Here is a 12,947-nt window from a genome sequence, read left to right on the forward strand (position 1 = left end):
AGAATCGTGGAGAACCTGATCGCGCTGCTGATCGCGGCGCCATTGCTCGGAGCGGCCGTACTGCTGTGTGGTGGGCGGCGGCTCGATGCCGTCGGCCACTGGATCGGCACGCTCCTGTCGTTCGTCTCCTTCGCCTTCGGTGTGGTCCTCTTCGCCGACCTGCTCGGCAAGACAGCCGAGGACCGGACCCTGACTAGCCACCTGTTCAGCTGGATCCCGGTCGAGGGCTTCCAGGCGGACATCGCCTTCCGCCTGGACCAGCTGTCGATGACGTTTGTGCTGCTGATCACGGGCGTCGGCTCGCTGATCCACCTGTACTCCGTCGGGTACATGGAGCACGACGAGCGGCGCCGCCGCTTCTTCGGCTATCTGAACCTGTTCCTCGCAGCGATGCTGCTGCTCGTCCTCGCCGACAACTACCTGCTGCTGTACGTCGGCTGGGAAGGCGTCGGTCTCGCCTCCTACCTGCTGATCGGCTTCTGGCAGCACAAGCCCAGCGCCGCCACCGCCGCGAAGAAGGCCTTCCTGGTCAACCGCGTCGGCGACATGGGTCTGTCGATCGCGATCATGCTGATGTTCCTGTGGTTCGGCACCTTCGCCTTCGAGCCGGTGCTCGGCAGCCCCGGAGAGGCCGGCCTGGTCGGTGACGCGAACGAGGGCAAGCTGACCGCGCTCGGCCTGATGCTGCTGCTCGCCGCATGCGGCAAGTCGGCCCAGGTACCGCTGCAGTCCTGGCTCGGGGACGCGATGGAGGGCCCGACCCCGGTCTCGGCCCTCATCCACGCCGCGACGATGGTGACCGCGGGCGTCTACCTGATCGTCCGCTCCGCCGACATCTTCAACGCCGCGCCGGACGCGCAGCTGGTCGTCACCATCGTCGGTGCGGTCACGCTCCTCTTCGGTGCGATCGTCGGTTGCGCGAAGGACGACATCAAGAAGGCGCTGGCCGGCTCGACCATGTCGCAGATCGGCTACATGATCCTCGCCGCGGGCCTCGGCCCCATCGGCTACGTCTTCGCGATCATGCACCTGGTGACGCACGGCTTCTTCAAGGCCGGGCTGTTCCTCGGCGCCGGTTCGGTCATGCACGGCATGAACGACGAGGTCGACATGCGCAAGTACGGCGGTCTGCGCAAGTACATGCCGGTCACCTTCGTCACCTTCGGACTGGGCTACCTCGCGATCATCGGTTTCCCGGGCCTGTCAGGCTTCTTCTCCAAGGACAAGATCATCGAGGCGGCGTTCGCCAAGGGCGGCACCGAGGGCTGGATCCTCGGCGGCTGCGCGCTGCTGGGCGCGGCCATCACGGCGTACTACATGACGCGCGTGATGCTGATGACGTTCTTCGGCGAGGAGCGCTGGCGTCACACGAAGACCGCGTCCCCGGCCGAGCCCAGCGCGGAGCCCGCCGCCGAGACGCACGGCGCGCACGACGAGCTGCACCCGCACGAGTCGCCCAAGATCATGACGATCCCCATGATCCTGCTGGCGGTCGGATCCGTGGCAGGCGGTGCGTTCTTCAGCATCGGCGACCGCTTCGTGCACTGGCTGGAGCCCATCACCGGGTACGCCCACGGCCACCCGCCGATCAGTGCGGCCACGGTCACCGGCGCCACCGTCGCGTGCATGGTCATCGGCGTCGCGGTCGCCTACGCGCAGTACGGCCGCCGCCCCGTCCCGGTCGTCGCCCCGCGCGGATCGCTGCTCACCCGGGCCGCCCGGCGCGACCTGCTCCAGGACGACTTCAACCACGTCGTCCTCGTGCGCGGCGGCGAGCACCTCACCCGCTCCCTGGTGTACGTCGACCACACCCTGGTCGACGGCGTCGTCAACGGCACGGCGGCCTCCATGGGCGGCCTGTCCGGACGGATGCGCAGGCTTCAGAACGGCTTCGCGCGGTCGTACGCGGTCTCGATGTTCGGCGGTGCGGCGATCCTCATCGCCGCGACCCTGCTGATGAGGGCGGTCTGATACCGATGTCCTTTCCTCTGCTGACAGCCACGGCGGTGCTCCCGGCGATCGGGGCGATCGCCACGGCCGCCGTACCGGCCGCGCAGCGCACCGTCGCCAAGTGGCTGGCGCTGCTCGTCTCGCTGGCCACACTCGCCCTCGCGATCACCGTCCTGGCCCGTTTCGACCCGGACGGCGACCGCTACCAGCTCACCGAATCCCACGCCTGGATCGCCGACTTCGGGGTCCGTTACGAACTCGGCGTGGACGGCATCGCGGTGGCGCTGATCGCGCTGACGGCGCTGCTGATCCCGTTCATCATCCTCGCGGGCTGGCACGACGCCGACCCGCTGGAGACCGGAAGCACGCGCTGGCGGCCCACGCAGGGCTTCTTCGCCCTGATCCTGGCCGTCGAGGCGATGGTGATCCTCTCCTTCGAGGCCACCGACGTCTTCCTTTTCTACATCTTCTTCGAAGCCATGCTCATCCCGATGTACTTCCTCATCGGCGGCTTCGGGGACCGTGCCCACGAGCACGGCGAGAAGGTGGCGTCGACGCAACGCTCGTACGCGGCCGTGAAGTTCCTGCTCTACAACCTGGTCGGCGGTCTGGTCATGCTGGCCGCGGTGATCGGCCTCTACGTGGTCGCCGGGAACTTCAGCCTCCAGGAGATCGCCGAGGCGCGCGCCAACGGCACGCTGGACATGGCGACGAACACCGAACGCTGGCTGTTCCTCGGCTTCTTCTTCGCCTTCGCGGTGAAGGCGCCACTGTGGCCGCTGCACACCTGGCTGCCCAACGCGATGCAGGAGGCCACCGCACCGGTCGCCGTCCTCATCACCGCGGTCGTCGACAAGGTGGGCACCTTCGCGATGCTCCGCTTCTGCCTCCAGCTGTTCCCGGAGGCCAGCAAGTGGGCGACGCCCGCGATCCTCGTCCTCGCCCTGATCAGCATCATCTACGGGGCGCTGCTCGCCGTCGGCCAGCGGGACATGAAGCGTCTGATCGCGTACGCGTCGATCTCGCACTTCGGGTTCATCATCATGGGCATCTTCGCGATGACCAGCCAGGGCCAGTCCGGTGCGACGCTGTACATGGTGAACCACGGCATCTCCACGGCCGCGCTGATGCTGGTGGCCGGCTTCCTGATCTCCCGGCGCGGCTCGCGGCTCATCGCTGACTACGGGGGAGTGCAGAAGGTCGCCCCGGTGCTCGCCGGCACCTTCCTGATCGGCGGCCTCGCGACCCTGTCGCTGCCGGGACTGGCGCCCTTCGTCAGTGAATTCCTGGTCCTGGTCGGCACGTTCACCCGTTATCCGGTGATCGGGATCATCGCGACCTTCGGCATTGTGCTCGCCGCGCTCTACACCCTCGTCCTCTACCAGCGGACGATGACGGGCCCGGTGAAGGCGGAGGTCTCCGCGATGCCCGACCTCAGGGTGCGCGAGATCGCGGTCGTCGCGCCGCTGGTCGTACTGCTGATCTTCCTGGGCGTCTACCCGAAGCCCGTCACGGACATCGTGAACCCGGCGGTCGAGCAGACCATGTCCGACGTACAGAAGAAGGACCCCCAGCCCGAGGTGGAGGCGGCCAAGTGAGCGCATCAGCCGTCCACAGCCTGTGGACAATCGCGGCCGACCCGATCCCGAAGATCGGCGCGCCGAAGATCGAGTACGGACAGCTCTCGCCCACCCTCATCGTCGTCGGCGCGGCGGTCGTCGGGGTGCTGATCGAGGCGGTCGTCCCGCGCAAGTCCCGTTACTACGCGCAGGTGTTCGTGGCCGTCGTCGCACTCGTCGCGTCCTTCGCCGCGGTCGTGGCGCTGGCGGCGGGCGGGTACGCCACGACCAAGTCGGGTATCGCCGCGATGGGTGCCATCGCCGTCGACGGCCCGGCCCTCTTCCTCCAGGGCACGATCCTGCTGGCGGCGCTGGTCGGCCTGTTCACCTTCGCCGAACGGCGACTCGACCCGGCGGCGCACGGCAACCGGGTCGACTCCTTCGCCGCGCAGGCCGCCTCCGTGCCGGGCAGCGACAGTGAGAAGGCCGCGGTGAAGGCCGGGTTCACCACCACCGAGGTGTTCCCGCTGCTGATGTTCGCGGTCGCCGGCATGCTGGTCTTCCCGGCGGCCAACGACCTGCTGACGCTGTTCATCGCACTGGAAGTCTTCTCGCTCCCGCTGTATCTGATGTGCGCCCTGGCCCGCCGCAAGCGGCTCATGTCGCAGGAGGCCGCGGTCAAGTACTTCCTGCTGGGCGCCTTCGCCTCCGCGTTCACGCTGTTCGGCATCGCGCTGCTGTACGGCTACGCCGGCTCCGTTTCGTACGGGGTCATCGCCCAGGTCGTCGACGGCACGGTCGCGGACGTCAACCCGGCCCTCGCCGACACCATGGGCAACGACGCGCTGCTGCTCGTCGGCGCCGCGATGATCGTCATGGGCCTGCTGTTCAAGGTGGGCGCGGTGCCGTTCCACATGTGGACGCCGGACGTCTACCAGGGTGCGCCTACACCGGTCACCGGCTTCATGGCGGCGGCTACGAAGGTGGCCGCGTTCGGCGCGCTGCTGCGCATCCTCTACGTGGTGCTGCCCGGCCTGCGCTGGGACTGGCGGCCGGTGATGTGGGGTGTCGCGATCATCACCATGCTGGGTGGTGCGATCGTCGCGATCACGCAGACCGACATCAAGCGGCTGCTGGCGTACTCGTCGATCGCGCACGCCGGTTTCATCCTCGCGGGTGTCATCGCGGCCACGCCGTCCGGGGTGTCGTCGGTCCTCTTCTACCTGGCCGCGTACTCGTTCGTGACGATCGGGGCGTTCGCGGTGGTGACGCTGGTGCGCGACGCCGGCGGCGAGGCGACCCACCTGTCCAAGTGGGCCGGCCTGGGCAGGCGCTCGCCGCTGGTCGCGGCCGTGTTCGCGGTGTTCCTGCTGGCCTTCGCCGGTATTCCGCTGACCTCCGGCTTCGCCGGGAAGTTCGCCGTGTTCAAGGCGGCGGCGGAGGGCGGTGCCGGCGCGCTGGTTGTGGTCGGTGTGATCTCGTCCGCGATCGCTGCGTTCTTCTACATCCGGGTCATCGTGCTGATGTTCTTCAGCGAGCCGAACCCGGAGGGCCCGACGGTCGCGGTCCCGTCGCCGCTGACGATCACGGCGATCGGGGTGGGTGTGGCGGTCACGCTGATGCTGGGTGTGGCGCCGCAGTACTTCCTGGACCTGGCGGGGCAGGCGGGGGTGTTCGTGCGCTGAGCCGATCCGGACGTGCAGCCGCCCGGCATCCCAGGTCTTGGGGTGCCGGGCGGCGGCGTTGCAGGTCTTGGGATTCCGGGCGGAGCAGTTCCCGGCCCTGGGATCCCGGGCGGTGGCGTGGCGGGCGGCGGGCTACTGGCCCTTCTCGCGGCGCGGCTTGATCGCGGTGAGGTCGAGGTCAACAGGGAAGGGGGCCCGCACCGTCATACGCTCGCGGAAGATTCCCACACCGACGTAGGTCCGTGTGGTGGGCTCCAGCTCGAAGACGTGTACGACCGCGCGGCCCTTCTCCTTCTCGACCCGCCAGTAGTGGGGGATCCCGGCCCGGGCGTACTTCAAAGGCTTGGTCTCACGGTCCCTGGACAGGGATTCCGGCGAGGCGACCTCGATGGCGAGGAGCACGGCTTCGGCGGGATACCGGGTCTGATCCGGGTCCTCCACCACGTCCTCACGCACGACGATCACATCCGGCTCGGGCCGGTTCTGCTCGTCGATGTCGATGGTGAACTCGCGAACGACCTCGAAGTCCTCCGGCGCCAGTGACTGGAGCTGCCACTCGAAGAAGCTCACAGCGCGTGAGTGAAAGAGGGTCTGCGGACTCACGAAGACCAGGCTCCCGTCGATCAATTCCGTGTGCGGAGGAAGATTCGGGAGGCGGTCCAGGTCGTCGGCGGTCCAGCCGCCTTCCGGCGGTGTCGGCCAAGCGGGCGTGGACGCCTTAGGTGCGACGCTCATCAGTGCTCCCATGGGACGGAGTCTCGCCGGTGCCTTCAGAGTATCGGGCGCAAACGGGCAGGTCTCCTTCGTACGTGTGAACGGGTGTCGTGTCCTTGACGGACTCCGCGTCCTGGTCGGCCCGCGCGCAGCGACCTGGGCGGCCTGTGGATAACTCAGGCGCTGTCGGTGGCGGCCCCTATCGTGGATGCAGTGGTCGAGGGACGACGTACGGGGGCACGACGATGGGTGGGACGGGCGGGATCAGCGAGATGCCAAGGGTGACCGAGGCGGCCGGGGCGGCCGACAGCGAGGCGCTGGCGGCGCTGCACCGGGTCTTCGGATACGAAGCCTTCCGTGGTGAGCAGCGGGCCGTCATCGACCATGTGGTGGCGGGCGGTGACGCCGTCGTGCTCATGCCGACCGGTGGTGGCAAGTCGCTGTGCTACCAGATCCCGTCCCTGGTCAGACCAGGCACCGGCATCGTCGTCTCGCCGCTCATCGCCCTGATGCAGGACCAGGTGGACGCGCTGCGGGCACTCGGTGTGCGCGCCGGGTTCGTCAACTCCACGCAGGACTTCGACGAGCGCCGGGTGGTGGAGGCGGAGTTCCTCGCGGGAGAGCTGGACCTGCTCTACCTGGCCCCCGAGCGGCTGCGGCTGGACTCGACGCTGGATCTGCTGTCCCGCGGCAAGATCGCGGTCTTCGCCATCGACGAGGCGCACTGCGTGTCGCAGTGGGGCCATGACTTCCGCCCCGACTATCTGGCCCTCTCCCTGCTCGGCGAGCGCTGGCCCGACGTCCCGCGGATCGCGCTCACCGCGACGGCGACGCGCGCGACGCACCAGGAGATCACCCAGCGCCTGAACATGCCGACCGCCCGGCACTTCGTGGCGAGCTTCGACCGGCCCAACATCCAGTACCGGATCGTGCCGAAGGCGGACCCGAAGAAGCAGCTGCTGAGCTTTCTGAAAGGCGAGCACGCGGGCGACGCCGGCATCGTCTACTGCCTCTCACGCAAGTCCGTGGAGGCGACCGCCGAGTTCCTGACCCGCAACGGCATCGAGGCGGTGCCGTACCACGCGGGCCTGGACGCGGGCACGCGGGCGGCGCACCAGTCCCGGTTCCTGCGGGAGGAGGGCCTGGTGGTGGTGGCGACCATCGCCTTCGGCATGGGCATCGACAAGCCGGACGTGCGGTTCGTCGCCCACCTCGACCTGCCCAAGTCGGTCGAGGGTTACTACCAGGAGACGGGCCGCGCCGGACGTGACGGCCTTCCCTCCACGGCCTGGATGGCCTACGGGCTCAACGACGTCATTCAGCAGCGCAAGCTGATCCAGTCGGGCGAGGGTGACGAGGCGTTCCGCCGCCGCGCCGCCGCTCACCTGGACGCGATGCTCGCCCTGTGCGAGACGGCCCAGTGCCGGCGTGGTCAGCTGCTCGCCTACTTCGGCCAGGACCCCGACCCGGTCGGCTGCGGCAACTGCGACACCTGCCTGACTCCGCCGGAGACCTGGGACGGCACCGTCGCCGCGCAGAAGGTGCTGTCCACGGTGGTGCGGTTGCAGCGGGAGCGGGGTCAGAAGTTCGGAGCCCTTCAGATCGTCGACATTCTGCTGGGGCGGCGCACCGGCAAGGTGATCCAGTTCGATCACGACCAGCTGTCCGTGTTCGGCATCGGCGACGAGCTGAGCGAGGGCGAATGGCGGGGCGTCATCCGCCAGTTGCTCGCCCAGGGACTGCTCGCGGTCGAGGGCGAGTACGGCACGCTCGTGCTGACGCAGGACAGCGGCTCGGTGCTGCGGCAGGAGCGGGAGGTGCTGCTGCGCAAGGAGCCCAAGAAGCCGGCGACCGCGCGATCGGCCTCCGGGGCGGGCGCCGCTGGATCCGGTCGCGGGGAGCGCAAGGCGAAGACGGCGGCGGCCGAGCTGCCTCAGGAGCTGGTGTCGGCCTTCGAGGCATTGCGGGCCTGGCGTGCCGAGCAGGCTCGGGAGCAGGGGGTTCCGGCCTATGTGATCTTCCACGACGCGACGCTGCGGGAGATCGTGACGGTGTGGCCCCGTTCGGTGGGAGAGCTCGGCGGAGTCAGCGGCGTGGGGGAGAAGAAGCTGGTGACGTACGGGGAGGGAGTGCTCGAGGTCCTGAGCGCGATGCGTGGGGAGCGGGAGTCGGGCGGTGCGGATGCCGGCGAATCCGTGGCTGCTGAGGGGGTCCGGAGCGTGAGATCCGAGCGCGGTCCCGGCCCGCACTCCGGCCGCGACCTTGACTCTGACCCGGCCCCCGCCCTCGCCCATGATCCCGACCCGGGCTCGGACGACTGGCCCGAGATGGAGCCGGAGCCCGAGCCGGAGGACTGGGCTTAGGAACATCAGAAGATCAGCTGCCGGGCGCCGGTGGCTGCTCGCGGCGCCGGTAGCCGGATCCTAGGCAGAGCGGGGCCGTAGGCAGGCGACCGGCCTCGTGGCCGGGCCACCCCGCTTCGTAGCCGGGCACCCGGTCCGCGGAGACAGTCACCCCGCTTCGTAGCCAGCTGCCCGGTCCGCGTAGAGGGTCACACCCGCTTCGTAGCCGGCCGCCCGGTCCGCGTAGCCGGGCGTCGGTGGCAGTCCAGGCACTGGTGGCCTTCAACCGCCGGTGGACGGGACCAGGCTCAAGCCGGCTGTAGCCGCCCCGGTGCAGCGGCGGCGGTGGGCACGAGGGCCTCAGGCCAGTGCCGTCAAGCCCGGTGCGAACGTGATCAGCAGTGGGAGCAGGGGCACCAGCGCTGCCAGCGTCGTCGTGAGGGCCCGGTGGCGGCGGCCCAGACGGGGCGGGGGCTGGAGGAGGCGGTTGACGCGCTCGCCCAGGAGGCGGTGGGTGGAGGCGCAGGACAGCACGCCACGGTGCTGGTTGAGCTCGATCAGCGCCAGGGCCGTCGTCAGGTGACCGCAGCGGCGGGAGGCGGTGTCGTCGGCGGCCAGTTCGACCAGGCGGTGCGTCTGGTCGCAGAAATGAGCGAACAACGGGATGCGGGGGAAGCCCGTGGCAAGCGCGGTGGAGAGGTGCAGCAGCCAGTCGTGGCGGGCCTGGGCGTGGCCGCGTTCGTGGGTGAGGACGGCGTCCAGCTGGTGGTCGGTCAGGCGGTGCAGGGCGCCCGTGGTGACGATCAGCTGGGGCGGGTTGCCCGGCATCCACCAGGCGTCCGGGTACTCGTCCTCCAGCACCAGGAGCGGCCCGCGTGCCGAACCCAGGCCGGCGGGCAGGTCGGGGGCGCGTTCCCGCAGGTGGGCCCTGGCCTGGCCGCGGCGCCGACTTGCCTCGACGAGCTCACGGGCCAGCATCGCGGTCGTCCAGGCCGCACCGCAGGCCAGCAGCAGGCTGAGGACGACCGTCCAGGCAGGAGTGGCCGAGAGGTCGTACGCCTCGGTGACCGACGGGGGCGCCGGCGCGAACAACTGCGCGCGCACCGTGCCGAAGACGGCGGCCGTGCCCAACGCCAGGGCCGTCACACAGCACAGCAGCACGGTGGCGACCAGGCATTGCCACACCCACAGCGCGACCACGGGTTCCCGTTCGGCCCAGGTGGCCCGCGTCAGGGCTCGCGGGACGGGGACGGCAGCCGTCAGGGCGACGATGCTCAGCAGGAGCAGGCAGACGGTCATGCCGGGGGCTCCGGATCCTGGTCAGGGAAGGTGCGGGGGCGGCTGTGCGAGACGGTGGGGCGCGGAGGACGAGTGCGGCTCGCTTCCCACCGCCAGCCAGTATGACGGTGACCTTCGCCGGAGTCAGGGGGAAGGACTGGCCGAATGCTCTTGGCGGGCCGGATCCGTTGCGCGTTCGGTCGCCCGTCCGGTCCCGCGCCACTGCGCCGAACCGGCAGGCGGGAGCCGGTGGTTGGAGCGGGTGGCTCAGCACCGGGCCGGGGTGGAGCCTTGCGCCCGCCCCCGGGCCGGGCTGACTCCTTGTCCGCGCTCGGGCCCGGCCCTGGCCGCCCGTGGGGGCTGGGCCTGGGCCCCGGCCGTCGTCGTCAGGTCGGGCCGGAGCGCCGCAGTCCGGTCGGTCGGCACTCCCGGCACGGCCCGTCATGTGGAGGGACCGTCCCGGCCGCGTCACCCAGCCACGATCCGCCCCGTGACCTCGCCGAGGCCCACCCGGATTCCGCCCGGTCCCGGTGCCCAGGCGGAGAGCGTCACCACATCGCCGTCCTCCAGGAACGTCCGCTTTCCGTCGAGGAGTTCAAGGGGGTCACGGCCGTTCCAGGTCAGCTCCAGCAGGGACCCGCGCTCGCGTTCGGTCGGCCCGCTCACCGTGCCCGAGCCGTACAGATCGCCGGTGCGCAAGGAGGCGCCGTTGACGGTCATGTGGGCGAGTTGCTGGGCGGCCGTCCAGTACATGGTGGAGAAGGGGGGCTCGGACACCACGTGGCCGTTGATGGCCACCGAGATACGCAGGTCGTAGCCGCCGGGCTCCGCCTCGGAGCCGGAGTCGTCGAGGTACGGCAGCAGAGGGTGGGTGCGCTCCGGCGGCGCCACCTGCGCCTCCTCCAGGGCGTCGAGGGGCGTGATCCACGCCGACACCGAGGTGGCGAAGGACTTGCCGAGGAACGGGCCGAGGGGGACGTACTCCCAGGCCTGGATGTCACGAGCGGACCAGTCGTTGAGCAGGCACAGCCCGAAGACGTGCTCTCGGAAGTCGCCCAGCGCGACCGGCTTGCCCATCTTGGAGGGTGTGCCGACTACGAAGCCGACCTCGGCCTCGATGTCCAGGCGGACAGAAGGGCCGAAGACCGGGGCCGGATCAGTGGGCGCCTTGCGCTGGCCGGACGGCCGTACGACATCCGTGCCGGAGACGACCACCGTGCCCGAGCGGCCGTGGTAACCGATCGGGAGGTGCTTCCAGTTCGGCGTCAGGGAGTCGGCCGCGTCGGGGCGGAACATCTGGCCGACGTTCCGGGCGTGGTTCTCGGAGGCGTAGAAGTCGACGTAGTCCGCGACCTCGAAGGGGAGGTGCAGCGAGACCGACGACAGGGGATGGAAGAGGTCCGCGATGGCCTCCTGGTGCGCCGGCACCGTCACCCACGCCGTCAGAGCGCGCCGTACGTCGGACCAGGCGGTGTGGCCCGCTGCGAGCAGCGGGTTCAGGGTCTCCTGGGCGAGCAGCGGGGCGTACGGCGAGCCCAGCGCGTAGGCCGCCCTGCCCGCGTCGAGGACGTGGTCGCCGAGCCGGACGCCGACCCGGGGTGCGGAGTCCGAGCCGGGGAGGGAGAAGACGCCGTACGGAAGGTTGTGGGTGCCGAAGGGGTCGCCTTCGGGGAGATCGAAGGGGGGCATGGGGTGCTGCCTCACTCTCATCCGCTCCGTATGCCATTGCATGCCATTGCCATGTGGTCCTGGCACACGTTACGGGTGAGGCGTCGGTCTTGGGCAGTGCCAATTTTCGCGTCGTGGGTCGGTGAATCGCCAGGTCGGCCGCCTACGGCGCCGCGCGGCGAGAATTTTCTCGGCCGATCGGTCACAACCACGGTCCGACATCCGTCAGTGCAGTGACAGTGACTCCACCGACATCGGAGGCAGCACCATGCAGGCACGGATGACCAACCCGGCGTACGTCCTTCCCCAGGCGCTCAAGGGGATCGGCACCCTCTTCCAGGCGATCGGCGAGAGCGGTCTGTCCCAGGAGGTGGCCGAGATCGTCGGGCTGCGCGCGAGTCAGATCAACGGGTGCGGCGCCTGTGTGCACGGCCACACGACCAATCTGCGCAAGGCGGGGACGAGCGCCGAACGGATCGACTCCGTCTCGGCGTGGCGGGAGGCGCCCTGGTTCACCGACGCGGAGCGGGCCGCACTGCGGCTGACCGAGGCGATGACGAGGCTCGCGGACCGTTCGCACGAGTCGGTGCCGGAGGAGCTGTGGGACGAAGTGGCCGACCACTTCGACGAGAAGGAGCTGTCGGCACTGATTCTCACCGTCTCCGTCACCAACATGTTCAACCGCATCAACACCACCATCAAGGAGCCCGCGGGCACCACTTGGGGGTGAAATAGCAACAAGGGGGCGGAAGTTGTCAGGGCGGAACGGAACCGGAAATGAAACGGTGAGCGGCGGCGCAACCGGAACAGGTGTCAACACATGTGAACACAGCAGCCGTCCGGTTCACGTCGAGTCGATGGGGCGTCCTGTCCGTATTCTCTGATCATGGCCGCACCTATCGCATATTCACTCATCGCCACTGACCTCGACGGGACCCTGCTCCGAGGCGACGACACGCTCTCGGACCGGTCCATCGACGCGCTCGCGCTGGCGGTGGCGGCCGGTGCCCAGCACCTCGTGGTGACGGGACGGCCGGCGCCCAGAGTGCGGCCTCTCCTGGATGTCATGGGCAGCACGGGGCTCGCGGTGTGCGGGCAGGGGGCGCAGTTGTACGACGCGGGCGCGGACCGTCTGCTGTGGTCCATCACCCTGGACCGGGAGTTGGCGGAAACCGCGCTCGGCAAGATCGAGGCCGAGGTGGGTCAGGTGTACGCGGCCGTCGACCAGGACGGTGTGGACGGGCTCACGCTCATCGAACCGGGGTACCTGATGCCCCACCCGACACTGCCCGCCGTACGGGTCAGGCACCGCGACGACCTGTGGTGCGAGCCGATCAGCAAGGTGCTGCTGCGCCATCCGGTCCTGTCGGACGACGAGTTGGCGGCGACGGCACGGGCGGTGGTCGGCTCTCTCGCCACCGTCACCATGTCGGGCCCCGGGACCGTCGAACTCCAGCCATGCGGCATCACCAAGGCGACCGGTCTCGCGCTCGCCGCCGACCATCTCGGCCTCGGCGCGCACGAGACCGTCGCCTTCGGTGACATGCCCAATGACATCCCCATGTTCGACTGGGCCGCTCACGGTGTCGCGATGGCCAACGCGCATCCCGAACTCAAAGCGGTCGCCGACGAGATCACCCTGTCGAACGAGGACGACGGCATCGCCGTCGTCCTCGAGGCACTGTTCGCGGGGAGCCTGGCCGACTTCGCCCAGTAGGTCGCCGACTTTGTCCAGTAGGTCGCAGGGTCCG

9 protein-coding genes are annotated in these 12,947 nt (G+C 69.5%); 6 read left to right on the forward strand and 3 right to left on the reverse strand.

Annotated features, from left to right (window positions below):
- The first annotated feature begins 6 nt into the window (after positions 1 to 6).
- Genes nuoL through nuoN form a run of 3 tightly spaced genes read left to right on the forward strand, consistent with a single transcriptional unit; the run spans position 7 to position 5,194 of the window.
- Positions 7 to 1,971 carry an NADH-quinone oxidoreductase subunit L gene (gene nuoL / locus ACHBTE_RS05065; RefSeq protein WP_394722156.1) on the forward strand — a complete coding sequence of 655 codons (1,965 nt, stop codon included), beginning with the start codon at positions 7 to 9 and terminating at the stop codon, positions 1,969 to 1,971.
- Positions 1,972 to 1,976: 5 nt separating this feature from the next.
- Positions 1,977 to 3,548 carry an NADH-quinone oxidoreductase subunit M gene (locus ACHBTE_RS05070; RefSeq protein ID WP_394722158.1) on the forward strand — a complete coding sequence of 524 codons (1,572 nt, stop codon included), beginning with the start codon at positions 1,977 to 1,979 and terminating at the stop codon, positions 3,546 to 3,548.
- Positions 3,545 to 5,194 carry an NADH-quinone oxidoreductase subunit NuoN gene (nuoN, locus tag ACHBTE_RS05075; RefSeq protein WP_394722159.1) on the forward strand — a complete coding sequence of 550 codons (1,650 nt, stop codon included), beginning with the start codon at positions 3,545 to 3,547 and terminating at the stop codon, positions 5,192 to 5,194. Before ACHBTE_RS05070 ends, nuoN begins: the two co-directional genes overlap by 4 nt.
- Positions 5,195 to 5,326: 132 nt before the next feature.
- Here nuoN and ACHBTE_RS05080 read toward each other — a convergent pair whose 3' ends face one another.
- Positions 5,327 to 5,929: a Uma2 family endonuclease gene (locus ACHBTE_RS05080; RefSeq protein WP_394722160.1), complete on the reverse strand. Its 603-nt coding sequence runs from the start codon at positions 5,927 to 5,929 to the stop codon at positions 5,327 to 5,329.
- Positions 5,930 to 6,153: 224 nt separating this feature from the next.
- On the opposite strand from ACHBTE_RS05080, the gene recQ reads away from it, so the two are divergent.
- Entirely contained in the window at positions 6,154 to 8,271 is a 2,118-nt protein-coding gene (gene recQ / locus ACHBTE_RS05085; RefSeq protein ID WP_394722163.1) for a DNA helicase RecQ, read from the forward strand.
- A gap of 339 nt (positions 8,272 to 8,610) precedes the next feature.
- On the opposite strand, the gene ACHBTE_RS05090 is transcribed toward recQ, so the two are convergent.
- Positions 8,611 to 9,549 carry a M56 family metallopeptidase gene (locus ACHBTE_RS05090; RefSeq protein ID WP_394722164.1) on the reverse strand — a complete coding sequence of 313 codons (939 nt, stop codon included), beginning with the start codon at positions 9,547 to 9,549 and terminating at the stop codon, positions 8,611 to 8,613.
- A 447-nt stretch (positions 9,550 to 9,996) separates the two neighbouring features.
- The gene (gene fahA, locus ACHBTE_RS05095) at positions 9,997 to 11,217 is read right to left on the reverse strand and encodes a fumarylacetoacetase (RefSeq protein WP_394722165.1); all 1,221 of its coding nucleotides are present in this window, start codon (positions 11,215 to 11,217) and stop codon (positions 9,997 to 9,999) included.
- Between the two features lie 247 nt (positions 11,218 to 11,464).
- On the opposite strand from fahA, the gene ACHBTE_RS05100 reads away from it, so the two are divergent.
- Both ACHBTE_RS05100 and ACHBTE_RS05105 read left to right on the forward strand, forming a co-directional pair.
- Positions 11,465 to 11,926 carry a carboxymuconolactone decarboxylase family protein gene (locus ACHBTE_RS05100; RefSeq protein ID WP_394722166.1) on the forward strand — a complete coding sequence of 154 codons (462 nt, stop codon included), beginning with the start codon at positions 11,465 to 11,467 and terminating at the stop codon, positions 11,924 to 11,926.
- A gap of 156 nt (positions 11,927 to 12,082) precedes the next feature.
- Positions 12,083 to 12,913 (forward strand): HAD family hydrolase, encoded by an 831-nt coding sequence (locus ACHBTE_RS05105; protein ID WP_394722167.1) that lies wholly within the window; start codon positions 12,083 to 12,085, stop codon positions 12,911 to 12,913.
- Positions 12,914 to 12,947: the final 34 nt, after the last annotated feature.

Source organism: Streptomyces sp. M41 (assembly GCF_043673425.1).
In the GTDB taxonomy this organism is placed as follows: Bacteria; Actinomycetota; Actinomycetes; order Streptomycetales; family Streptomycetaceae; genus Streptomyces.

Coding starts and splice junctions, on each gene's coding strand:
- ACHBTE_RS05070 (WP_394722158.1), top strand. CDS start 1,977: ATGTCCTTTCCTCTGCTGACAGCCACGGCGGTGCTCCCGGCGATCGGG.
- recQ (WP_394722163.1), top strand. CDS start 6,154: ATGGGTGGGACGGGCGGGATCAGCGAGATGCCAAGGGTGACCGAGGCG.
- ACHBTE_RS05100 (WP_394722166.1), top strand. CDS start 11,465: ATGCAGGCACGGATGACCAACCCGGCGTACGTCCTTCCCCAGGCGCTC.
- ACHBTE_RS05080 (WP_394722160.1), bottom strand. CDS start 5,929: ATGAGCGTCGCACCTAAGGCGTCCACGCCCGCTTGGCCGACACCGCCG.
- ACHBTE_RS05090 (WP_394722164.1), bottom strand. CDS start 9,549: ATGACCGTCTGCCTGCTCCTGCTGAGCATCGTCGCCCTGACGGCTGCC.
- fahA (WP_394722165.1), bottom strand. CDS start 11,217: ATGCCCCCCTTCGATCTCCCCGAAGGCGACCCCTTCGGCACCCACAAC.
- ACHBTE_RS05105 (WP_394722167.1), top strand. CDS start 12,083: ATGGCCGCACCTATCGCATATTCACTCATCGCCACTGACCTCGACGGG.